The organism is Stenotrophomonas sp. (assembly GCF_050737075.1).
GTDB lineage: Bacteria > Pseudomonadota > Gammaproteobacteria > Xanthomonadales > Xanthomonadaceae > Stenotrophomonas.
This window is the reverse complement of the sequence record NZ_JBOHXV010000023.1, coordinates 13823-37110: the sequence shown is the minus strand read 5'-3', so window position 1 is coordinate 37110 and position 23288 is coordinate 13823. Positions and strand designations below refer to the sequence as shown.

At 64.4% G+C, this 23288-nt stretch carries 14 protein-coding genes and 2 pseudogenes; 10 read left to right on the top strand and 6 right to left on the bottom strand.

Features of this window, described 5'->3' with window-relative positions; translation table 11 throughout:
• The first annotated feature begins 122 nt into the window (after positions 1-122).
• Entirely contained in the window at positions 123-1112 is a 990-nt protein-coding gene (locus ACREPD_RS08050) for an alpha/beta hydrolase (protein WP_431598823.1), read from the top strand.
• Here ACREPD_RS08050 and ACREPD_RS08045 read toward each other — a convergent pair whose 3' ends face one another.
• Together ACREPD_RS08045 and ACREPD_RS08040 are read right to left on the bottom strand one after the other, a co-directional pair.
• Positions 1113-1652: an NMCC_0638 family (lipo)protein gene (locus ACREPD_RS08045; protein WP_431598822.1), complete on the bottom strand. Its 540-nt coding sequence runs from the start codon at positions 1650-1652 to the stop codon at positions 1113-1115.
• Between the two features lie 108 nt (positions 1653-1760).
• The gene (locus ACREPD_RS08040; protein WP_431598821.1) at positions 1761-2255 is read right to left on the bottom strand and encodes a YybH family protein; all 495 of its coding nucleotides are present in this window, start codon (positions 2253-2255) and stop codon (positions 1761-1763) included.
• 360 nt (positions 2256-2615) lie between these two features.
• Between ACREPD_RS08040 and ACREPD_RS08035 the strand changes: the two genes are divergently transcribed.
• Positions 2616-3131: a hypothetical protein gene (locus ACREPD_RS08035; RefSeq protein WP_431598820.1), complete on the top strand. Its 516-nt coding sequence runs from the start codon at positions 2616-2618 to the stop codon at positions 3129-3131.
• A 93-nt stretch (positions 3132-3224) separates the two neighbouring features.
• Here ACREPD_RS08035 and ACREPD_RS08030 read toward each other — a convergent pair.
• Positions 3225-4549, bottom strand: a pseudogene (locus ACREPD_RS08030) (chloride channel protein).
• Positions 4550-4719: 170 nt separating this feature from the next.
• Positions 4720-4956 carry a hypothetical protein gene (locus ACREPD_RS08025; protein ID WP_431598819.1) on the bottom strand — a complete coding sequence of 79 codons (237 nt, stop codon included), beginning with the start codon at positions 4954-4956 and terminating at the stop codon, positions 4720-4722.
• 189 nt (positions 4957-5145) lie between these two features.
• On the opposite strand from ACREPD_RS08025, the gene ACREPD_RS08020 reads away from it, so the two are divergent.
• Both ACREPD_RS08020 and ACREPD_RS08015 read left to right on the top strand, forming a co-directional pair.
• A complete protein-coding gene (locus ACREPD_RS08020) occupies positions 5146-6837 on the top strand; it encodes a hypothetical protein (RefSeq protein ID WP_431598818.1) in 1692 nt (563 codons plus the stop codon).
• Between the two features lie 63 nt (positions 6838-6900).
• Positions 6901-7314: a hypothetical protein gene (locus ACREPD_RS08015; RefSeq protein ID WP_431598817.1), complete on the top strand. Its 414-nt coding sequence runs from the start codon at positions 6901-6903 to the stop codon at positions 7312-7314.
• 96 nt (positions 7315-7410) lie between these two features.
• Here ACREPD_RS08015 and ACREPD_RS08010 read toward each other — a convergent pair whose 3' ends face one another.
• Positions 7411-7800 carry a hypothetical protein gene (locus ACREPD_RS08010; RefSeq protein WP_431598816.1) on the bottom strand — a complete coding sequence of 130 codons (390 nt, stop codon included), beginning with the start codon at positions 7798-7800 and terminating at the stop codon, positions 7411-7413.
• 319 nt (positions 7801-8119) lie between these two features.
• Between ACREPD_RS08010 and ACREPD_RS08005 the strand changes: the two are divergent.
• From ACREPD_RS08005 to ACREPD_RS07990, 4 genes and pseudogenes are all read left to right on the top strand, one after another.
• Positions 8120-8775 (top strand): annotated as a pseudogene (locus ACREPD_RS08005) (DUF1629 domain-containing protein).
• A 228-nt stretch (positions 8776-9003) separates the two neighbouring features.
• Complete coding sequence (locus tag ACREPD_RS08000) at positions 9004-9660, top strand: DUF1629 domain-containing protein (protein WP_431598815.1); 657 nt, start codon at positions 9004-9006, stop codon at positions 9658-9660.
• Between the two features lie 49 nt (positions 9661-9709).
• Positions 9710-10351, top strand: a complete 642-nt coding sequence (locus ACREPD_RS07995) for a DUF1629 domain-containing protein (protein ID WP_431598814.1) — start codon at positions 9710-9712, stop codon at positions 10349-10351.
• A gap of 37 nt (positions 10352-10388) precedes the next feature.
• Positions 10389-13073 carry an XVIPCD domain-containing protein gene (locus ACREPD_RS07990; protein ID WP_431598813.1) on the top strand — a complete coding sequence of 895 codons (2685 nt, stop codon included), beginning with the start codon at positions 10389-10391 and terminating at the stop codon, positions 13071-13073.
• A gap of 60 nt (positions 13074-13133) precedes the next feature.
• Here ACREPD_RS07990 and ACREPD_RS07985 read toward each other — a convergent pair whose 3' ends face one another.
• Complete coding sequence (locus ACREPD_RS07985; protein ID WP_431598812.1) at positions 13134-13460, bottom strand: SymE family type I addiction module toxin; 327 nt, start codon at positions 13458-13460, stop codon at positions 13134-13136.
• A gap of 675 nt (positions 13461-14135) precedes the next feature.
• Here ACREPD_RS07985 and ACREPD_RS07980 point away from each other — a divergent pair.
• Together ACREPD_RS07980 and ACREPD_RS07975 are read left to right on the top strand one after the other, a co-directional pair.
• Complete coding sequence (locus ACREPD_RS07980) at positions 14136-22847, top strand: GH36-type glycosyl hydrolase domain-containing protein (protein WP_431598811.1); 8712 nt, start codon at positions 14136-14138, stop codon at positions 22845-22847.
• Positions 22844-23104 carry a hypothetical protein gene (locus tag ACREPD_RS07975; protein WP_431598810.1) on the top strand — a complete coding sequence of 87 codons (261 nt, stop codon included), beginning with the start codon at positions 22844-22846 and terminating at the stop codon, positions 23102-23104. Before ACREPD_RS07980 ends, ACREPD_RS07975 begins: the two co-directional genes overlap by 4 nt.
• Positions 23105-23288 lie beyond the last annotated feature (184 nt).

The window sequence follows — 23288 nt, the reverse complement described above, 5'->3', positions numbered from 1 at the left end:
AGCTGCCCAAGCAGCAGGAGTGTTGCGGATGAAGCGAAGGCGTTGCCCCGCCCTGCTTGTGCCGGAAGTGATTTTCCTACCGGAGCAGTAAGATCAGCTCCCGCACTCACGGAACATGCTCGATGAAATGGACCTCTGCCCTGGGCTTGCTCTTCGCTCTGCTCGCCTGTGCCCCTTGCCATGCAGCACGCACCGGCGTGGCGCCGTTGATCGACCAGCAGGACCGCCCCTGGCATCCCGCCGCACCCGCCATCGAGCAACCCCTGTGGCCGGAAACACTGGCTATCGCGCCGCCCTCCAGCACGGGCGCCGAACGCTTCGGCGTCAGCCGGGGGAAGATCGCTGGCCAGTCGGTCACGATGGTCCAGCTCGTCTCCCGGCCCAGCATGTCGATCTACAGGCCATCCGGGGCCAATACGGGCGCGGCGGTCGTGGTCTTCCCTGGAGGTGGCTACCGCGTGCTGGCCATCGACCTGGAGGGTACGGAGATCTGCGACTGGCTCGTCGGCCAGGGCATCACCTGCGTGCTGCTGAAATATCGCGTGCCCGGCTCCGGGCCGTACTGGGCTGAAGAATGCAATTGCCGACGCATCCCCGACGTGCCGATGGCATTGCAGGATGCGCAGCGGGCCATCGCCTTGTTACGGGCACAGGCCCACGAGCTGGGGATAGATCCACATCGGGTGGGCGTAATAGGCTTTTCCGCCGGTGGCCGTATGGTGGCGGACGTCAGCAACGCCCCGGCACGGAGTTACGACGCCATTGATGCGGCCGACCAGCAGCCCACGCGGCCGGACTTCGCCTTGGCGCTGTATCCGGGCCATCTGTGGGACAAGGGCAAGCCGGGCTTGGCGCTGGATGCGGGAGTGCGAATCGCGGCGGACTGTCCGCCGACCTTCATCCTCCAGGCAGGCGATGACCCCACCGACGACGTTCGCCACTCCATGACGTACTACCTGGCTTTACAGCAGGCCCGGATTCCCGCTGAACTGCACCTCTACCCGCATGGCGGCCACGCCTTCGGCCTGCGTGTGTCGAACACACCGCTGGCGAACTGGCCGTCGCTGGCGCTTACATGGCTGAACGCTATCGGCGCACTGTCCGACAGATGACTACCGGGGCTTGGCGACGCGCGCCATGGAGGCCATGGCCTGTGCCGTCACCTCTTTATTCGATGATGTGGTCAGCACGAACAGAAGCGCTTCCTTGTCCGTGGGGCGTGCCCACGACCGCGCCACGGTCTTGGTGCGATCGTTGTTTGGCCCCAACCTGGCCGTGTCGGGCACCTGGGCGACCAACGGCGGTGGCGCCGTTCCCACCAGGCCCAGGAATCCCGCCTGGATCTGCTCCGGGTCTCCGCGTTGGGCGAACACCGAGCAAGTGGAATCGTTGCTGAGTGAAACGACATAGCGCGTGCTTGGAGCAACAAAGAGCCAGGCGGTTCCTTCATTACCGCTCAGGAAGAACTCGGCCTGGTCTGGCGGCAGAATTTCCAACCCCTGGCGTTCCAACTGGTCACGCAGCGTGTCCTGCGAGTAGTAGTACTGCATACAGGTACTGGCGAACAACGCGTTGAAGTCGTCCGGAAGCGCGCTCTCGGCCGCAAAGGCCGGCGCCGCGGATGTTGCCATCAGAAGTAACAGGCTGCGCATACAACTCCCAAGGGTCTTACTGCCGTTGAACGGAAGCCGCAAGCGCATCTTGGCTTACAGCCGGATTTCTGACCAGATGACCGTACTGAGAAACGGCTCGCAACGCCATCATGGCAAGTCTGCTCGCCTGCTATCCGCACTTTGGTTATCCATATCAGAAAAAATCTGCCAAGGCTGTCCTGGCAATCGATACAGGGTCAGCGTGAATTTACCGATATCCTTTGCTCGGCCGTACCTGTAAGCGCCAATGATGTACCCGTAGCTGCCTTCAGCATTGAAGGCCAAGGCGCGGAGCTGGAGATTGCCGCCGCCCCGCCCATCGAAGGTAGCAGCATAGGCGGACTCGATGGCTTGGCGGCCGCGAATCGGCGGATGATTGCTTTGCAACACGAAGCCATCTTCCGCGAAAAGCTTGGACAACGACGATGCATCACCCGCGCGCCAGGCGTGTTCGTAGTCTTGTAAAACGCGCTCAAGCTCCGGGGGTAGAGGGGCCGTGGGTAGTTGCTCGGATGGCCCAGGTGCAGGAACGTCACGGCATGGCGCCGGTCCGCTGACAAGCGCAAGGCCAAGCACGATAGCGGCAGGGACCAGTCGATTCATATGCATCAGTCCGTTGAAGGAGGATGGTTCATATATTGGACACTACTTTCGCGCGGAATCAGCCAATTGGTAGAACGCAAGACCAGTGTAGCGACGCCGAAACTGAAGAACTGTGACGTGCGAGAAAGCGGGTCGCGCCTCACCTGGCACGTTTGGCTCTGGCAAGCTTATTGAGCATCCTGGAATCTTAGCTGCTTTCGGTCGACGGGCGACACCCGGTGGCGCACGTCAGGGTTACGGGTACGGCGAATGCGCCCTCCCGGCCCATGACGAACGTCTCGGGCGCCATATTGACCAGCGGCAGGGGCAGGCCCCACGCTAGACACTTCCGCCGGGGGGCGAGTACCAGGGGCAGTGGGCATGGAAGTGAAGCGCAGCTTTGAAATGAAACCACGATTGGAATGCCCTCATTGCAAGAAGCTCTTCCCCGATCAATGGATATGGGAGCAGCAGTTCAATTGCGCCCACTGCCGCGCGCCGCTCAGGTTCTGCTGGCCGCTTCGAATTGCGGCTTACGCAACTACTGCTCTCGTCACCATTTTTCTGTTCCGTCTCTTACGTCCATTCTGGGTACCGCTTGCCGTTTTCTCTTCGCCTGGCCATATCGACAGAGGGAGCCTTACCAATTTCGCCATCTTCGCTCCGCAGTTCCTCCCCGGATTTCTGCTCGGCAAGGCGATCCTCCATCGATTTGGTTCGCTGACGCTTATCAACCCCAATTGGCCGCTGCGGCTCTCGGTCGCTGATCGCAAACTCATGCGCGAACTCGACATATCTACAAATGGTGAGTACTTCACCTTTGATGGCCTGGACTTCGACTCGCTCCGACAAGCCGTTGACTATGCGCGAGCGAACGGACGTCACGTCCAGAAATGACCGTCGGCGCCCGGTCATGTAGGCAAATGATGGCAGCTCGGTATCGACGCCGGTGGTTCTTGGGCTGGGGGAAGTCGAGGCAGCGACAGATGGTTACGATTCGTTGCTCGACTGTTGCGGCCGCGGCAACAGCAACTGTTCCGCCAGCCCCTTGTAGATCGGTGTCCGACATACCAGCCCGGACATCCCACGGGCGATCAGTACCGTTGCCAAGATAGGCAGCAGAAGATCGCCGCTGTCGGTAAGTTCCAGCGAAATGACCGCCGAGGTCAATGGCGCTTGGGTGACACCGGTGAGGTATGCGCACATGCCCAGCAGCACGAACGCACGCGGGTCCACGCCGGGCATCACCACGGCCAGGTTGTGGCCCAGGCCGGCGCCGACGGCCAGCGCTGGCGAGAACAGCCCGCCGGGAATGCCGGCACATAAGAGGCCAGGTTCGCAAGCAGCTTCATCAGCCCAAACTCATGCCCAACCGTCGGTTGACCCTGCACCAGACTGCGCGCTTGTTCATAGCCGGTGCCAAAGGCACCATCGCCGCACAACGCCGCCAGCCCAACCACCACCAGGCCGCAGCCGGCGGCCAGCAGCACCGGATGCCGCTGCCGAAGGTTGCCCAGCCAGCGCGGGCGCCCTGCAGCGCTGGCCAGCACCATGCGGGCGAATACCCCACCCAGCAGACCAGCCACCACCCCGCATAGCAGGATGGCCAGCCACCCCTGCCCCAGCGGCAGGCCTGCTGTCACATGGCCGAAGTAGGTGTAGTTTCCCAGAAGGCCCAGCGACACCACGCCGCCGACGATAACCGCCGTCAACAGCGTGCCCGAGAAGTGATGCTCGAAGCGCCCGCTGAGCTCTTCAATGGCGAACACGATCCCGGCCAGCGGCGTGTTGAAGGCCGCCGCAATACCGGCCGCGCCGCCTGCCAACAGAAAGTGCGACAGCTCGCGTGGATCTTTGAAACCGAACCAGCGGCCAAACAGGTACATCAAGCTGGCGCCCACGTGCACCGTTGGCCCCTCCCGACCCACCGATGCACCCCCCAGCAGCGACAACGTGGTCAGGACCAGCTTGCCTGCCGACACCGCCGGTGAAAGGTTGGTTGTGCGGAATGCCTCATCGGGCTTGTCCAGCGCCGCGATCACCTGCGGAATGCCACTGCCCCGCGTGGGACGAAGCACCCCGCTGGTCAGCCACGCCAGCAGGGCGAAAATTCCCGGCGTGAGCAGCAGCGCCCACCAGGGCGAGTGCTCGATGGCGCGTCGAAACAGGGCAAATGCCGCATCGCTGGCCTTGGCAAAGAGGATAGCGATGAGTGCCACCACCACCGCGCCCGTCCACAGGGCGGCACGGCGCCGCCATGCTTCGCTCCGCAACTGGCCGGCCAAGTGGGTCTGGATTCGGCGTATACAGGTCATGGCCTCAGTATGGCCAGCGCCGCTGGGGACGGAAAGCCGGTTGCGTGGCGGATGGCCTTGCCCTATGAGGCCGTCCAACGGTCATCTACCCTTCACCCTGGGAACATCGCTGATGCCTCGCCTCTCCCAAGGTCCGCTCGCGTCCAATAGCGGTCACTCTCTGGCGAGACTTACCGTGTGGCCAACCAGCGCACGCTCGCCATTACGTCGGCTTTGGCGGTTTCGACCTGATCGTAGTAGGAAGCGCATTCGCCCAACGAGGCCCAGCCCTCAACGACCTCATCGGAAAAATAGTCATTTCTGAAGAAGTACTCCTGCTGGTAACCGAAGGATCCGGAAGGCCGACGGAAGATGGCAATACGACGAGTCCTGTCTCCAGAGTAGATGTGTTCAATCATCTCGTTCACTTTGCTTCCCCGCTACAGCGTCGGTTCGAATCGAACGCAGACATTAGCACCGCTCTGCACTGGCCTCACTGCCCAAGTTACCGCTTTCGGCCAGAAGCGGACACAACTTACATGCAATCACCCGAGGCGACCGGCAGAAACACTTTGTTAGCATTGCCAGCTAGTCCTCCCTGGAAGGAAGTCCCACGCATGCCTCCGCTCCTGGCGTTTCGCCGCGTCCTGGCGCTGGCGCTTGTAGCGCTGCCAGCCTGCCCATTGTCGACGCTGTCAGCGGCTGAGCCCGCGTCCCCGACAAGCGCACTCACCTACCCCATCAATAGTGCCGACGACGCCCCTTTAGTCAGCCTGGGCAGCGACGGTTTCCTGCGCTATGCCCTGTATGCCGAACGCGGTAGCGACCAGGCACGCAACATCGTCCCGGACTTCTCCCGCGCCGGCTACCAGGGAGGCGGCGTTGGCCTGCCCGCCCGCGCCAGCATTCCGGTGCGTAAGACTCTTGAGCCAAACGCCGAGGGTGATGACTATCCGCGCATACAGGCAGCCATCGAGGCCGTAGCCATGCTTCCCAAGGACAGCCGGGGTCTACGCGGCGCCGTCCTGCTGCGGCGTGGTCAGTACCGGCTGAGCAGGACGCTGACCATCCAATCCAGCGGCGTGGTGTTGCGCGGTGAAGGCCGAGGTGCCGACGGCACCGTGATCCGCTCCGAAGCCGATGGGCAGCAGAGCAAGATCATCGACGTGGGGAACAGCGAATCCGCAATCCCCCACCCGGCCCGGCAGCCACACCAGACCGCGATCAATATGGACTACGTGCCTGTGGGAGCAACGCGGATCAGGGTGAAGTCCGCAACCGGCTACCGCGTGGGCGACGCCCTGGCGATCGCCAGGGAACCCAATGCCCGTTGGCTCGGCACCGAAGGCATCGATACCGCCCGATACCGATGGAAGCCAAGTGACTACGCCATGTACAGCGAACGGGTGGTTACCGCCGTAGACCACGACACTATCACCCTTGATGCCCCGATCATGGACGCCATTGATGCGCGTTTCGGTGGCGGCAGCATCTACCGCGCCGATCCCATCCGCATCTCTCAGGTCGGCATCGAAGACCTTCGCCTCGAAGGCAACCCCGAGACCGGCACGGCCAATGGCACCGCTGATATCGGTCCCTTTGCCGGGCTCCGCCTGGGTGGCGTACGCAATTCATGGGTCCGCGATGTCACCGTGCGGTATGTATCGCATGGATTCGTGACCCGTAACGGCGCGCACTTCAACACCCTGCAGGACATCGCCTATCTCGACCCAAGGTATGGCGAAACCCAGGGCGCCCGCCGCTATGTATTCCTGTACGAGGGCAACTCCGCCTTCAACCTGATCCAGCGCTGCTACAACCAAGGCGGCAGGCATACCTTCGTCATCGGCGCACGGGTACCCGGCCCCAACGTATTTCTTGACTGCCTGGCCACAGGCGACAGCAATGACAGTGGCCCACATCACCGCTGGTCCACCGGCACTCTGTATGACAACACCAAGGGCTACATGCTGCGGGCACAGAACCGCCGCTACAGCGGGACGGGCCACGGCTGGGCAGGCGCGCAGCAGATGTTCTGGAACACCGAGCACGATATCTACGTTGTCCAGGCGCCGCCCTTCGCGATGAACTGGAGCGTGGGACAGGTTGGCACTGTCGCGCCGGGAAAGTTCCCGCCTGAAGAGCCAGCGGGAATCATGCAGTCGGTTGGCCAGGTAGTGGCGCCGCGCAGTCTCTACCTGCAGCAGTTGCGTGATCGCCTCGGCGAGCAGGCGGTGATCAATGTCACTACAACAGAGCAGCGTGAGGGCCGGATATGGAAAACCCTTTCAGCTCGCGCAGGGGAGTGAGGCTCAACCATGGCTCGAATTTTGATACCGCCAACCTGATTTCATGAAACCGGAGAGATCACCGTGATCAAAAGATCGAGAGCCACCGTCTCATTTCTGACAGCGCTGCTTGTCTGCGCGTGCGCACCGACGGGAACAACCAAGCCAACCCGTTCCGGCGATCAATCGCTGCTCGACGTGGCAAGCGACCCATACGCTTTTGATGGGAGAGATGTGAGCATTACTGCATGGATCACCTATCGCCATGAAGATCTCAACGCTTGGGCGACTGCGAGAGACCATGAGGAATGGAACACTGTTCGATGCCTGTCACTCTCAAACTACGACAGTTTCGACAAGGATCTGAAGGCGCTAGACGGCCGGTACGCCCGCATCAGTGGCGCCGTTGTCAGTGATGCATCAGAAGGAGGCAGCTTGCTCCGGTTCGGTGCCTGCCGTGATGTAGCAATTCGCTTGATCAGCGTCTCCCACTCCTGAACCAGACTCAGCTGTGGCGGCCGGACGATGCGCCGGCTGTTCTGGTTTACTGGCAACGGCTGGCCCAGTCCAGAATCACCCTCTACGCCAACGTTCCTAGTGGGCCGTCACTCTGCATCCAGGCAAAGGTGATGGCGCCGGACTCATGAAAGTGACGCTACCAGCGCATATCTGGTAGGCAAATGAAACCGAGGCCAGTCCAGGATCAGAGACGTTCGCCGTGTGCACAACCTCACCGTTGGACGACACGAGCCTTATGCGGGCGCCATCTTTGCTGGCTGGGTTGCCGGGCGTGGTCAGCTCCAGATTGAAGCCACTGGACAACTGAAGTGTTGCGGCATCTTTGGACGGAAGCTGCAGATCAATTGCAACAGGCGCCAAAGCGTCCCGCTGCAGTAGTCCCGTAAATTGAACCGTTTCGGGAGTCGCCGCAGATGCAGCAAAAGAAACGCAGCAAAGTGAGAGGAAAGAAGCCAAGCCTTTCATTATTCACCTCCAGGTTGTGATGTCCCACATTCGAGCCTGGCGACCCCAAGGCTCGTTCCGGTGCCCCGCTACATAATATAGCCACGTTTGACCGCAGGTGCAGCGTATCTGTTAACCACACCCGCTTCGGGCCACAAAGCCGCCATTGGCACGGCGCCCCTGGGGTTACGGGGCTCGGGCGGCTTCCTGCGCCCCCCAACCGCGCCAACTGGAGGCGGCCCATCTTTGACCCCTGGCCTGCATGGACTGGAAGCAACGAAAACTGGCCTGCCGTTGGGCGCCCCCGTTAACCTGTCCGGCACCAATAGCACGCTCCCAAATGGACAGGACTCAGCGCATGGACTCACCCATTCCCAATGAACCCAGGCTTGGAGAGTTCTTCATCCTCGAGGCTGGAGCCATCAATGGCCCGAGCTGTGGAGTTGTCTTTGAGAACCTGGGCAAGTTGCTGTCGCCCCGCGCCTGATTCTACGGCCGGAGGGCGGAGGTCTTCCTCCGCTGCGTGAAGTTCCACGCCTGGTCTATGACCCCAGCAAAGGCCCAGCCCCGAAGGATCTGGAGCCTGGGTTCAGCGGTTACTGGCTGGTATCCGAACGGCTGTACCACGTCATGGTCACGGTCGATCCTGCCGCGTTCGTCTTCGTGGAGGTTGATTACCGCGTGGCAGACGGCAGCGCGGGCGCCCGCCACTTCCTATGAACGGTGGTGCAGGAGATCGACGCATTGGATGAAGATGCCTCAAAGCTCTTCATCGACACAACCGAAGCGTTCATCAACGGTAAGTTCTACGACATGACAGGTGGTGCCAGCGTTACCTTCAAACGAGAGTTGCTGGGCTCAGCGCACGTGTTCAAGACGCCTTACACCGGCAGGATCTTTTGCGACCGTGTCTTCAAGGATGCCGCCGCCGGAGCAGGTATCGCTACTGATAGTGATGCCGACGGCATGTGGTTCATCGATGCCTCTGACATCTGACAGCCCAACAGGCGATGACTGGCAAGGATTCCGAGCAGGGCTGACTTGCGAGAGTTCGACCTGGGAGCTAGATACGACACAAGGGAAAACAGGTTCCGCGGCCACTTTGGGCGCTACACAACCGCGTAAGTGAGTCTCCAGCAATAGCCTCCTCCTGGCTGCCTCTTGACCTACGGCCCATCCCATCGGGTTAAGCTATTCGCGAGCGGAGAGGCCGCGAGGACATGGATGGGTGGCGGCACCATGGAAGCAGAAAGAGGCAATGTCCCCAGGGCAGGAGAATTCTTTAAGCTCAGGCCGGATGTTGGCCGGGGAGGCAAGGGGCACGGAGTCGTCTTCGAGAATCGACAAGCACTTCTCACTCCACCTCGACTGATCTTGAAACCTAAGTCAGGAGGGTTTCCCACTCTGCGCGAGCAACCGCGCTTGGTCTATCGTCCTCGCGAAGGCGTGCCGCCTGAGGATCTCGAAGGGGGGATGAGTGGCTATTGGCTGATCTCCGAACGGCTCCGGCAGGTAATGGAGGCGGTAGACCCGGACGCCTTCGTTTTTACCGAAACCGACTATCGTCTGGCTGACGGCTCCAAGGGCCCAACTTACTTCCTTTGCGATGTAGTTAGGACGCTGGATGCATTGGACGAAGAAGCCTCAACCCTCCATATCGAGATCAGCGACGAGTTCGAGAAAGGGAAGTACTACGACCTGACGGGCGAGCTTCGCTTGGCCTTCAGGCGCGATGTACTGGGCTCCGCACACGTCTTCAGGCTGCCATTTCACGGAGGCGTGTTCTGTGACCGCGTGTTAAAAGGCGCTGTTGCAGCTGCTGGCATCACGACTGCGAAACGCTCCAACGGACTTTGGTTCTACGACGTGGTCAACCGATAACGCGAGTCTGCGCGTTTAGACGCCGCAGGCATGGATAGGATTCAGCACAATGGAAAGAGCAATGGACAATCGACCCAAGGCAGGTGAGTTCTTTCACCTGGAGCCGGATGTTCGCCGAGGCGGCAGGGGCCACGGAGTCGTATTTGAGAACCGAAAGGCCCTCCTCTCGCCGCCTCGCCTTATCTTGAAACCAGAAGAAGGCGGATTTCCTGTGCTGCGGGAAGTTCCACGATTGGTCTATCACCCCAGCGAAGGCGTACCGCCTGAAGATCTGGAAGGCGGGATGAGTGGCTACTGGTTGGTGTCGGAACGGCTCCGCCAAGTGATGGAGGCAGTTGACCGTGACGCCTTCGTTTTCTGCGATACCGATTATCGGCTGGCTGACGGTTCAAAAGGGCCGACCTACTTCCTATGCGATGTAGTTCGAACGTTAGATGCCTTGGATGAAGAGGCTTCCACGCTCAACATCGTAATAAGTGACGATTACGAGGAAGGGAAATACTACGACCTGACAGGCGAGCTGCGTTTAGCGTTCAAGCGTGATGTGTTGGGCTCAGCGCACGTCTTCAGACTGGCGTTTCACGGCGGGGTGTTCTGTGACCGAATCTTCAAGGATGCCGTGATTGCAGCAGGCATTGTCACCCAGAAGCGTTCAAACGGCCTGTGGTTCTACGACGTTGTAAATCGATAACGCCAGAGCTATGAGCGACAAGGAAGGAGCTTGATTCATGCCCAACTATCGGACGCATTTCCAAGATCACCACAACATCGAGCAGCAGACGCTGAAGAACAGCGAGCTACTTGACGAGTTGCAGCGTGCTGGGAAGTTCAACATTCATTCTCCGGAGAACAGGCTTTTCCTTCCGGCCAACCCTCAATTCGCGCAAGAGGTAGGTGTCACGCCGCACAGTGGTGGCCCGCTAGCCGAGTACCAAAAGGGCATGCTGGCGCGCTTGAACGACCTTCAGAATACTCGCGACGGCCGGGCAGCACTGAGGGGCGATCCTGATGCGCTGGAGCGAGTAGTTCAGCGTGTCGAGCACCTGCGTGACACTGTCAAAGTGGGATTGATCAACGGCGACTTGAATACCAATACGCCCGTCGGCCAGTCGCCTGCAATGACCAACCAAAGAATTCAGGAGTTCTTCCGCGATACCCCAGCCTATCAACAAGCTCACGCGCAACAAATTGCAGCCGTGAAAAGCTTCAACGACGTCGACCATGGCTGGAGCGCGATCACGCACTCCGAATCCCGTATCGTCACCACGCTCGACCAGATCCACGTTGACGGCAGGCCACTGACGCGCGGCGGGGACATCGAGCTGCAGCGCAACGGCTTGTCTTTGGCCATTGCCAACGCGCATCACGATGGCCGGGTGGTCATCTCCGAGCCAGGCATTCGCCGGGTTGAGCTGGTGCTGGGCGAGGAGTCTGGCTATCGGATCCGCGTTCCTCCCAGCCAGCAGGGCGCCGTGTCCCTGCAACTGCTCATGGGCGAAGCGTCGGCCCGAACCCTTGTCCGCTCGGGAGGCCTGCTGGCCACCGGTGCCGATGCCATCTTGACCGCCCAGCGCACCGCCGAACTGCTCGAACAAGGCAATACCGCCGCCGCGCAATCGGAGTTCAACCACGCTGTCGCACGAAATGTTGGCGGATGGGGTGGCGGTGCCGCCCTGTCCTTGGCGCTCGGCGGTAGTGGGTTTGTGCCTGCAGCCGTAGTAGCGGCCGATGCCCTGTTGCTGAGCAAGGCATTCGAGAAGGGTGCCGACCTGATGGACAATCGCGCCATCTATCACCAGACCGACACGTCGGGCGTGAAGTGGGAATTCAGCGGCCAGCGCTGGGAACGCCAGGCATCCTTTGACCTCACGGCGGACGGGCTTAATAACCCAACCCGTGAACGTGTGACGGCCAGTTATGAGAAGTCACAGGAACTGGGCGCCATGGCCAGCGCAGTGGCGGTGGGTCTGGCACTCGGCAAGGTCCCGCCGCCAAAGGATCCTTTCACGATTCCTGCCCAGGCCAGCGACCAGTGCGGGCTGGACAACCAGGACTGGCACCGCAACGCCGATACGTCAGCGTGGGAGCGCCAGGTAAAAACCGGCGTGTCCGGTGCCAACGATCGAGGCACCTACGAAACCCAGACTGCAACGCCCGAGCGCGCCCATCAACTCAACCAGGAGGCGCTCGGCCGCATCGAGACGAATATCGCCACCGGGCGGGAGGCGATTGCGGCAGCGTACCTGGAGAACCATGCCGCACAGCGGGCGCAGCAGCACGGCGTAGGCGTTCCGGCAGCCGTGTTGTCCGCTCAGGGCAGGCCCGATGCCGTGCTCGGCTCAGACAACCAGCTCTACCGGCGCGATGAAGCCGGGCAGTGGTCCGGGCGAGATGGGTTCGCCAGCGGGAACCTGGCGATGGAGCTGGAACTGACCAGCCAGATGCGCCAACCCTCGCTGGAGCGCTCGCAGCAGGAGCTGGCGGCCATTGAGGCTCTGCCGGCGCCGACGACCGCTCAAGCGGAGAAGAACGAACTGCTGCACCGCTACCGCAGTGCAGGCATCGACCTGAACGTGAACCCGGACACCCAGCAGGCCATCGCGCTGGCAGTGCAGCGCACGCGGGAGGCCAACGGCATTACTGGCCACACGATGCAGCAGCTCAAGCCCGATGGCATGGACACTCGCGGATACGACAATCCCATTGCCCACTACCAGGCCGGGCCAGACAGGATCGTCCGCCAGGTCGCAGTGACCAGCAGCGAAGAACTGCAGCAGGCAATGAAGGACGTCCAAGCACAACGACTGGACGCCCCTGCTCTCGATCAGTCGCCACTGCGCGCGCACGCTCCTCAAACGGAAGCGCCTCGGGTGCCGGCAGCAGCAATCGATGTGCAGTCACAAGGCGAGACTCTGGCACCCTCCGCAACGCAGCCAGTACCGACTGTCGACGCTTCGGTCCAGCCTGCCGCACCCCGCGCACCCGAGCCGATCACACCCATGCAAGCCGGTCATCCAGACCATGCGCTTTATCAGCAGATACGTGAGCAGGTAACCGCGCTGGATACCAAGCATGGGCGCAGCTTCGATGCGACCAGCGAGCGGATTACAGCCAGCCTGCTGGTGCTGGCAAAGGGCAGCGGGCTGGACCGGGTTGACCACGTGATGTTGAGCAATGCCACTCCCGAGAAGGGCGCGGCGCACCATGTTTTCGTTATACAGGGCGACCCGAGCAACCCCGCGCACCAGCGTGGCGTCATGCCTACGGAGCAGGCTGTGCGGACCCCGGTTGAAGAATCGCTGCAGCGGTTCGAGGCGGTGAGCCAAGAGCGCCATCAAGCGCAGCAGCAGGATCAGCAGCTGACACAGGCGCGCGAGCAGCAGGGAAGCCAGGCGCGCGCAATGAGTATGTAGCGCGCTCGAATGCTGTTGTTCGCACGTGCTCAACGGGTCACGCCTGCACATCCATCGGCGCTAGGGGGTCTGCTGCTCCCGCTGCAGGCGCGCCAGCTGGAGGCGGCCCATCTTTCTGACCTTGGGGGCATCTGCAGCGGGTTGCTTCTGCACAGTAAGCAGGATGCAGCCGGGTTTGATGTCCAGCTTCACGCGCGCGCCTATCTCGAAGCCCGCCGCCTGCATCCAGAGGCCGCGCAGCTTCAGGCAGGGAAGACAGATGTCGTCGGGTTCGGCTGGGCAGCCGGGGTAGTACAGGGTATCGACGCGCAGGCTGTTGGGCGGGTAGCGATGCAGGGTTTGTTTGCGGCGTTCTAATGCCGGCGCTTCAGGGTGGTTGCTGTGCATGGTTGACCTCCGATGGAAGTCTCCCTCGCCGGATGGAGAGGGAGTCGGGAGGTTGAGAGCCTTACAGTGGATTTGGCGCGACGTATTTCCACAAGGGTGTTGTATTTCGCCACCCTCCCGACGCAGGACATGCTACTTGCTACTTTCCACTTTGGAACTCTCACGCTCCGGGGGCAACAATGCGGAAGTCGTGCAGACATTGGAAATCGCTTGTTTCTGTTGGTCGTGGCGGATTGGTTGATGTGGCCTACAGTGGTGTCGCAATGCGCCTCGGCGCCAGCAGAGCAGCGGACTAACAGTCCGCTCTACCCCGTCGGTTCCCGTCGTTTCCCGTCGTGTCGTCCCCGGCGCGCCCGGTCGTGTCCCGCCGTGCCCGGTCGTGCACCGTCGTGTCCCGCCGCGCCCGGTCGAGCACCGTCGTGTCCCGCCGCGCACCGTCGTGTCCCGTCGCGCCCGGTCGTGCACCGTCGTGCCCCGTCGTGCCGCGTTGTACCCCGTCGTCGCCCGCCGACTCATCCGGCCGATAGCGCAGGCGAGTGCGCAACGCTGCCCTGTCGGCGTCGCTGAATTCGTCAGAATCAGGCGGATCGCTTGGGGCTGAACCGGCCTTCACAGTTAGCCGGGTACCCCAAATGCAAGGATGAGGACGCGACCTGCCTCCCCCCTCGGTACCCTATGCCCCACCTTCGTCGTCTTTTTGGTCGTTGGCTTCGCCTGCGTCGGCTCGTACGTTTGCGCTGGCGCGAGCGCCAGGCCTCTGCACCCGCCATCGAGGCCACCGAGGGTCCGCTGCGGGCCGCGCTGTATAGCGATGAACAGATGGAGGTGTACGGCCGCGCACTGGCGCGCCAGCACCGTGTGCGGATGCGGCCCAGCCCGGAGCGGCTGCTCGAACGCCTGCAGGCCAACCAGCGTGTGCTGGAAGACGCAAACACCCTGCTCAGCAGCGTGGTGCGCGAACAGCGCCCGGTCACCCCGGCCGGGGAATGGCTGCTCGACAACTATTACCTGATTGAAGAACAGATCCAGACCGCGCGGCGCCACCTGCCGCGTGGCTACAGCCGGCAGCTGCCTTCGCTTGCCGCTGGCCCGTCGGCCGGGTTGCCGCGCGTGTATGAACTGTCGATGCAGGCCATCGCACACGGCGACGGCCGCATCGACGGCGATACGCTGGGCCGCTTCATCGCCTCGTACCAGTCGCTGGCGCCGCTGAGCCTGGGCGAACTGTGGGCCGTGCCCATCATGCTGCGCCTTGCCCTGCTGGAGAACCTGCGGCGCATGGCGGCGCGGGTGATGCGCGATGGCGAAGACCGGCGCCTGGCGTCGCAATGGGCCGACAACCTCAACCAGGCCGCGTCCGAAACCCCCACCGATGTGGTGCTGGTGGTGGCTGACATGGCCCGCTCCGCGCCGCCGTTGACCGGCGCGTTCATCGCCGAGCTCACCCGCTCGCTGCAGGGGCGCGGTGGCGCGTGGGCCATGCCCGTCGCCTGGCTGGAACAGTGGGCGGCCGCGGCTGGGCAGCGCATCGACGAACTGGTGGCCGCCGAAGGGCAGCAGCAGGCAGCCGACCAGGTCTCTATCGGCAACAGCATCGGCAGCCTGCGCTTCCTCTCCACCATGGATTGGCGCACGTTTGTTGAAGACATGAGTGTGGTGGAGCAGCGGCTGCGGGAAGACCCGATGGCCGTTTACCCGCAGATGGATTTCGGCACCCGCGACGCCTACCGCCACGTGGTGGAGAAGATCGCGCGCGGAAGCCGTGTAGCAGAAGAGCGCGTGGCGAACATCGCGCTGGACCTGGCACGGGCGGCCACGCCGCCGGACGGGCCACGCACGCACGTGGGCTACTGGCTGGTTGGCGAAGGCATGAGCGCCACCATTGACGCGGTGGCCGAGGCAGCACCCCGCCACCGCAAGGCTCGCGGGCTGGCGCATCGCCTGCCGCTGGCGCTGTACCTGCTGCCGATCACCGTGCTGGCCGCGCTGGCCACCTTCGGCCTGCTGGCCACCGGCCATGGCGAAGTTCCGCTCTGGCTGGGTGCGCTGCTCGGGCTGCTGGTGTTCAGTGAGCTGGGCATCGTGCTGGTGAACTGGACCGCGACGGTACTGGTGGCCCCTCGGCCGCTTCCCAAGCTCGATTTCAGCGAAGGCATCCCGGCCGCCTGCGCCACCGTGGTGGCGGTGCCCTCGATGCTCTCCAGCACCGACGGCATCGACGTGCTGGTGGAAGCGCTGGAAGTGCGCTTCCTGGCCAACCGCGATCCCCAACTGCGCTTCGTGCTGCTGACGGATTTTCTCGATGCTGCAGAAGCCACGTTGCCGACGGACGCCACGCTGCTCGCGCACGCCGTTGCGCAGATCGAGGAACTGAACCACCGCTACGCGCCCGAGCGCGGCGACCGCTTCTACCTGCTGCACCGCCCCCGGAAATGGAACCCGGGCGAAGGGGTGTGGATGGGCCACGAGCGCAAGCGCGGCAAGCTGGCCGCACTCAATGCCCTGCTCCGCCACGGCGATGCGGCCGCGTTCATGCGCGTTGTTGGCGATGCGGCGGCGCTGATCGGCGCCCGCTATGTCATCACGCTGGATTCGGACACGCAGCTGCCGCGCGATGCAGCACGTGCGTTCGTCGCCACCCTCGCCCACCCGCTCAACCGCCCGCGTTTCGATCCCACGCTGCAACGCGTGGTGGAGGGCTACGGCATCCTGCAGCCCAGCGTGGGCACCAGCCTGGGCCGGCGGCGCACGTCGCGCTTTGCCCGCATGTTCGGCAGCGAGCCCGGTATCGATCCGTATACGCGCATGGTCTCGGACGTGTACCAGGACCTGTTCGACGAAGGCTCGTTCGTGGGCAAGGGCATCTATGACGTGGAAGCCTTCGAGCACGCGCTCGAAGGCCGCCTGCCCGAGAACCGCATCCTCAGCCACGACCTGCTGGAAGGCTGCTATGCCCGCGCAGGACTGGTCAGCGATGTGCGCCTGTACGAGGACTACCCCGAGCGCTACGCCGCCGACGCCAAGCGCCGTGCGCGCTGGATCCGGGGCGACTGGCAGCTGCTGCCGTGGCTGATGCCGTGGACACCGCGCCCGGGCTCGGGCTGGGAACGCAACCGGCTCAGCCTGCTGTCGCGCGGCAAGTTGCTGGACAACCTGCGCCGCAGCCTGGTGCCCATTGCAGCCCTGGTCCTGGTGGTTGCGGGCTGGTTGTATGCCGAAAACCCGGTGGCATGGACCGCATGGGTGCTGGCGCTGTGGTTCGCGCCGCCGCTGATCGGCATGCTGCGCGATGCGCTGAGCGTGCCGGACGACACGCCGCTGGAAGCGCATTACATCAAGGTCGGGCGCGGCACGCTGCAGTCGTTGCTGCGCGCGGCCACCCAGATTGCCTGCCTGCCGTATGAAGCGCTGCTGGCTGGCGGCGCGGTGCTGCGCACGCTCTGGCGCATGGCCATTACTCGCCGTCACCTGCTGCAATGGAACCCCTCCAGCGAAGTGGAGCGCCGCCTCGGCGGCGACCGTGGCGCGGAATGGCGGGTGATGGCCCCCGGTTCGCTGCTGGCGCTTGCGCTGGTAGCCGTGGTGGCCAGCCTGCGCCCGCAGGCGCTGCCGATTGCCCTGCCCCTGCTGTTGGCGTGGACCTTCGCGCCGGCGTTGATGGCGTGGCTGGGCCGGCCACCTGCCGCCATCGTGGCCGAACTCTCCGATACCCAGAGGGCGTTCCTTGGCCGGCTGGCGCGGCGCACCTGGTCGTTCTTCCAGGCGTGGGTGCGCGAGCAGGATCATTGGCTGCCGCCGGACAATATCCAGGAGCATCCGGCGCTGGTGGTCGCGCGGCGCACCTCGCCCACCAACATCGGCCTCTCGCTGCTGGCCAATCTGTCTGCGTGGGATTTCGGCTATCTCCAGCAGCGCGCGGTCGCGCAACGCACCGCCCTCACGTTCGACACGCTGGACCAGCTGCCGCGCCATCGCGGCCACTTCCTGAACTGGTACGACACCGAAACCCTGGCGCCGCTGCCGCCGCGCTACGTTTCCACCGTGGACAGCGGCAACCTTGCCGGCCACCTGCTCACGCTGCGCCAGGGCCTGCTCGCGCTGGTGGACGCGCCGGTGCTGGCGCCGCACACGTTCGATGGCCTGGCCGATACGTTCGGCGTGCTGGACGAGGAACGGCAGCGTCATCGCTATAGCGACGCGTCACTGGGCGAGTCGCTCAATCAGGTTCGCCAGCATCTTTCGTCAACGCGCGCCGACTGCCCCATTGGGACGGCGCAGACGCTCGCCTGCTTGCAGGAGCTGGCTGGCCTGGCCGACGCCGTGCTGGCGCAGTGGCCCGCACCGGAAACACCCGAGGAAGGTGATCTGCACTGGCCGGCCCTGTTCGCGGCCGAATGCCATGCCGCCGTCGCGGTGCTCGCCGAGCTTCCTGCCAATGCCGGCGCGGACGCCGACGCCCCTGTGCCCAGCCTGCGCCAGCTGGCCGCCCTGCCCGGGACGGCCGGTGCTGACGCACGCGAGCGCATCGAGGAACTGCAGGCGCTGGCGCACCGCGCCGGGCAGTTCTCGCTGATGGAGTACGCGTTCCTGTTCTACCCTGCCCGCAAGCTGCTCTCCATCGGCTACAACGTCGACGACCACCGCCTGGACAACAGCTTCTACGACCTGCTGGCCTCCGAAGCGCGACTGTGCTCGTTCGTGGCCATCGCTCAAGGGCAGTTGACGCAGGAGAGTTGGTTCGCTCTCGGCCGGCTACTCACCGAGGTCAACGGCACGCCCACGCTGTTGTCCTGGAGTGGCTCGATGTTCGAGTACCTCATGCCGCAGCTGGTGATGCCCAGCTATCCGGACACGCTGCTGGACCAGACCGCGCGCCACGCCGTGGAGGCGCAGATCGTTTACGGCCGCACCCTTAACCTGCCGTGGGGCGTGTCCGAGTCCGGCTACAACGCGGTCGATGCGCGCCTGAACTACCAGTACCGCGCGTTCGGCGTGCCGGGCTTGGGGCTGAAGCGCGGCCTGGGCCAGGACCGGGTCATCGCACCCTATGCCAGCATGATGGCGCTGATGGTGGCACCGGAAGCGGCGTGCCAGAACCTGCAGGCGATCGAAGGCTTGGGGTTCGTCGGGCGTTTCGGCATGTACGAGGCGATCGACTTCACCCCCGCCCGGCTACCGCCGGGGCAGGACCACGTGCTGCTGCGTTCGTTCATGGCCCACCACCAGGGCATGGGCCTGCTGTCGCTGGATTACCTGCTGCGCGACCAGCCGATGCAGCGCCGCTTCGTGGCCGACGTGGAGTTCCAGGCCACGCTGCTGTTGCTGCAGGAGCGCATCCCACGCATCGGCGTCTTCCATCCGCATGAAGTCGAGGCGCTGGGCGAGCACTCGGCCATGGCCCATGACGAGACCGCGCTGCGCGTGCTGCGCAACCCGGCCGGCCCGCGCCCGGAAGTGCAGCTGCTCTCCAACGGCCGCTACCACGGCATGCTCACCCATGCCGGCGGTGGCTACAGCCGCCACGGCGACCTGTCGCTCACCCGCTGGCGCGAGGACGGCACCACCGATGCCTGGGGCTCGTTCTGCTACCTGCGCGATGTGGAGAGCGGCGAGTTCTGGTCGGCCGCGTACCAGCCCACCTGCGTGCCGGTAGACAACTACGAGGCGATCTTCTCCGACGCCAAGGCGGAATTCCGCGGCGCACGCCGTGGCTGCGAGAGCCACCTGCAGGTCGCCATCTCCGCCGAGGACGACATCGAGCTGCGGCGCCTGCGCCTGACCAACCGCAGCCGTCGCGCGCGCACGGTGGAAATCACCACCTATGCCGAAGTCGTGCTGGCACCTGCTGCAGCCGACGATGCGCACCCGGCCTTCAGCAACCTGTTCGTGCAGAGCGAGATCCTGGCGGCCAAGCAGGCGGTGCTGTGCACGCGCCGACCGCGCTCGCACGACGAGGTACCACCGTGGATGTTCCATCTGGTGGCGGTGCATGACGCACCGGTGGCGGCCATCTCCTACGAAACCGACCGGGCGCGCTTCCTGGGCCGTGGCAACACGCCGCGCACGCCGCGTGCGTTGACCACCGATGCGGAGCTTTCCGGCTCGGACGGCTCGGTGCTCGATCCCATCGTGGCCATCCGCGTACGCGTGGTGCTGGAGCCCGAGCAGACCGTGCAGCTGGACATGGTGTTTGGCATCGGCACCGACCGTGCCGGGTGCGAGTCGCTGGTGGACAAGTACCGCGACCGCCGCCTGGCCGACCGCGTCTTCGACCTGGCGTGGACGCACAGCCAGGTGGTGCGCCGGCAGATCAACGCCACCCAGGCCGAGGCGTCGCTGTATGAGCGCCTGGCCAGCCACGTGCTGTATGCCAATCCGCTGCTGCGCGCCGGCACCGCCGTGCTGCAGCAGAACCAGAGAGGACAGTCCGGGCTGTGGGGTCATGCCATTTCGGGCGACCTGCCCATCGTGCTGCTCAAGGTCACCGACGCGGAGAACGTGGAGCTGGTCCGGCAGCTGGTGCAGGCGCATGCCTATTGGCGCCAGAAGGGGCTCAATACGGACCTCGTCGTATGGAACGACAGCAAGGCCGGCTACCGGCAGGAACTGCAGGACCAGATCCTGGGCATGGTGGCCGCCAGTTCGGAAACCGGCCTGCTCGACCGCCCAGGCGGCATCTTCGTGCGGCCGGTGCAGAACATGACCCACGAAGACCGCATTCTGTTGCAGGCGGTGGCACGGGTGGTGATCAGCGACGAGGACGGCACGCTGGCCGCGCAGGTGGGGCGCCAGCTCCCGCCCGCGCGACGGATCCCCGCGCTGGTACCGCTGGAGGTGCAGGAGGAACTGGCGCTGTCGATGGAGGAGACCGCAGGGCTTCCCGTTGTCGCCGAGCTCGGACCCGAACCCGGCCTGCCCCCGGGCCCGGAGCACGACGAAGAGCTGGACGACCCGTGGCCGTTCCTTCCGTACCGTGGCGCCGGCCAGTTCGACAACGGCACCGGCAGCTTCAGCGAGGACGGCCGCGAATACGTGGTGGTGCTGCGCGACGATGCCCCGACGCCGGCGCCGTGGGCCAATGTGATCGCCAATGCCCGCATGGGCACGGTGGTGAGCGAGAGTGCGCCGGGCTACACCTGGTTCGAGAACGCGCACGAATTCCGCCTGACGCCGTGGCTCAATGATCCGGTGTCCGACACCGGCGGCGAGGCCTTCTATATTCGCGATGAGGAGACCGGTCGCGTCTGGTCGCCGATGCCGCTGCCGCGCCGGGGCACCGGCGCGTACCGCACGCGCCATGGCTTCGGCTACACGGTCTACGAACATATCGAAGATGGCATCGTCAGCGAGCTGTGGGTGTTCGTCGACGTCGACGCGCCGTTGAAGTTCTCGGTCCTGCGCCTGCACAACCTCTCGGGCCGGCCACGGCGGCTGTCGGCCATCGGCTACGTGGAATGGGTGATGGGTGACCTGCGCCCGAAGTCGCGCATGCATGTAGTCACCGAACGCGACCCACAGAGCGGCGCGCTGCTGGCGCGCAACAGCTACAACACCGAGTTCGGCGGCCGCATGGCCTTCTTCGACACCGATGCCGAAGGCTGCGGCTGGACCTGCGACCGCGTGGAGTTCATCGGCCGCAACGGCGGCCTGCACGCCCCGGCGGGGTTGCGCCGCGAACGTCTGGATGCACGCGCCGGTGCGGGCCTGGATCCCTGCGCGGCGATCCAGGTGCCGCTGGAGCTGGCGCCGGGCGAACACAGCGAAACCACGTTCCGCCTGGGCGCGGGCCGCGACCGCGAGGAAACGCTCGCGTTGGCACGCGGACGCCAAGGCGCGCAGGCGTCCTACGATGCGCTGGACGCCGTGCGCATCCACTGGCGCCATGTGCTGGCCAGCGTGCAGGTACGCACGCCGGACCCGGCGCTGGACGCGCTGGCCAATGGCTGGCTGGTCTACCAGACCTTGGGCAGCCGCTACCTGGCGCGCAGTGGCTACTACCAGTCCGGCGGTGCGTTCGGCTTCCGCGACCAGTTGCAGGACGTGCTTGCCCTCGTACACGCGCGCCCGGAACTGGCCCGCGAACACCTGCTGCTATGTGCCGCTCACCAGTTCGCCGAAGGCGATGTGATGCACTGGTGGCACCCGCCGCAGGGTCGCGGCGTGCGCACCCGCTGCTCGGACGATTACCTCTGGTTGCCGCAGGGCGCCTGCCGCTACCTGGAGGTCACCGGCGACGCCAGCGTGCTGGACGAACTGGTGGGCTTCATCGAGGGGCGCGCGGTGACACCCGAAGAGGAAGGGTATTACGACATGCCCACCCCTTCAGCACTGCGCGGCACGCTGTATGCGCACTGCGTGCTCGCGCTGGAACGCGGTTGCCGGCTGCTCGGCGAGCGCGGCCTGCCGTTGATGGGCAGTGGCGACTGGAACGACGGCATGAACCGCGTCGGCGACCAGCAGCGTGGCGAAAGCGTGTGGCTCGGCTTCTTCCTGCATGACACGCTGCGCCGCTTCACCGCGGTGGCCAACGCCCGAGGCGATGAACACCGCGCGCACTGGTGCCAGGAGCAGGCCGACAGCCTGCGCCAGAACCTGGAGCAACATGCGTGGGACGGTGCGTGGTATCGCCGCGCCTGGTTCGACAACGGCACCCCGTTGGGCTCGACGCAAAGTGAGGAATGCCGCATCGATTCGATTTCCCAGAGTTGGTCGGTGCTCTCAGGCGTTGCCACGCCGGAGCGTGCCGGGCAGGCACTGGATTCGCTGTACACGCATCTGGTGCGCAAGGACGCCAAACTGATCCAGCTGCTCGACCCGCCCTTCGACAAGACCACGGAGGACCCCGGTTACATTCGCGGCTACGTGCCGGGCGTGCGCGAGAACGGCGGCCAATACACCCACGCGGCGGTGTGGGCGGCAATGGCCTTTGCGCAACAGGGCGATGCGCCGCGTGCCTGGGAGCTGGCCGGCATGATCAACCCGCTCAACCACGCGCTGGACGCGGAGGCGGTGCAGACCTACCGCGTTGAACCCTATGTGCTGGCGGCCGATGTTTACGCCGTGTCGCCGCACGTGGGGCGTGGCGGCTGGACCTGGTACACCGGCTCGGCCGGTTGGATGTATCGCCTGCTGGTCGAATCCCTGCTCGGCATACGCCGCGAAGGCGATCGTCTGTCGCTGGCCCCCTGCCTGCCCGATGACTGGCCGTCATTCGAACTGAGCTACCGCTTCGGCCGCAGCCGCTATGAGTTCGAAGTCACCCGCACGGCGCAGGGGCAGCCTACCCTGCATGTGGATGACGTGCTGCAGCCGGGGCTGACGGTTCAGCTGCACGACGACGGCCACCACTACCGTGTTGCGCTCAACCTGGTGGCGCCCGTGTCATGAGCGTGCGCCCCGACATACAGGCCCGGCTGGATGCGCTGGACGAGATGCTGGCGCACTGGTTGGCGCACACGCGCCATCCGGCGCAGTTCTGGCCGCAGTTTGAACAGCTGGCGGCCGAGATTGTGGACCAGTGCGCGCACACGGAGCGGGAGCACGCGCGTGCGCACATCACGGCCATGCTCAAACGTCACGCGCTGGAGCTGCCGCTCTGGCATGAGCGTGACGGCAGCCTGCCGCCGAGGAAGCCAGAAGCGTGATGCACACGCACATTGGCATTGCGCCTGCCAATTTGCTGCGCTCGCGAGGTCTGCTTTTCCCGCTACCGTGCGAGCTGTAGGCGCCCCGACTTCTTGGCTTTGGGAGCGCCTACTCCTGGCAGTTCCACCGCCAGGACTGCGGAGGCCTAGCCCCTAGCGTGCCCACGACCGGTGATAGGATGCC

Coding starts and splice junctions, on each gene's coding strand:
- ACREPD_RS07990 (WP_431598813.1), top strand. CDS start 10,389: ATGCCCAACTATCGGACGCATTTCCAAGATCACCACAACATCGAGCAG.
- ACREPD_RS08045 (WP_431598822.1), bottom strand. CDS start 1,652: ATGCGCAGCCTGTTACTTCTGATGGCAACATCCGCGGCGCCGGCCTTT.
- ACREPD_RS08020 (WP_431598818.1), top strand. CDS start 5,146: ATGCCTCCGCTCCTGGCGTTTCGCCGCGTCCTGGCGCTGGCGCTTGTA.
- ACREPD_RS07980 (WP_431598811.1), top strand. CDS start 14,136: ATGCCCCACCTTCGTCGTCTTTTTGGTCGTTGGCTTCGCCTGCGTCGG.
- ACREPD_RS08040 (WP_431598821.1), bottom strand. CDS start 2,255: ATGAATCGACTGGTCCCTGCCGCTATCGTGCTTGGCCTTGCGCTTGTC.
- ACREPD_RS07975 (WP_431598810.1), top strand. CDS start 22,844: ATGAGCGTGCGCCCCGACATACAGGCCCGGCTGGATGCGCTGGACGAG.
- ACREPD_RS07985 (WP_431598812.1), bottom strand. CDS start 13,460: ATGCACAGCAACCACCCTGAAGCGCCGGCATTAGAACGCCGCAAACAA.
- ACREPD_RS08010 (WP_431598816.1), bottom strand. CDS start 7,800: ATGAAAGGCTTGGCTTCTTTCCTCTCACTTTGCTGCGTTTCTTTTGCT.
- ACREPD_RS08000 (WP_431598815.1), top strand. CDS start 9,004: ATGGGTGGCGGCACCATGGAAGCAGAAAGAGGCAATGTCCCCAGGGCA.
- ACREPD_RS08050 (WP_431598823.1), top strand. CDS start 123: ATGAAATGGACCTCTGCCCTGGGCTTGCTCTTCGCTCTGCTCGCCTGT.
- ACREPD_RS08035 (WP_431598820.1), top strand. CDS start 2,616: ATGGAAGTGAAGCGCAGCTTTGAAATGAAACCACGATTGGAATGCCCT.
- ACREPD_RS07995 (WP_431598814.1), top strand. CDS start 9,710: ATGGAAAGAGCAATGGACAATCGACCCAAGGCAGGTGAGTTCTTTCAC.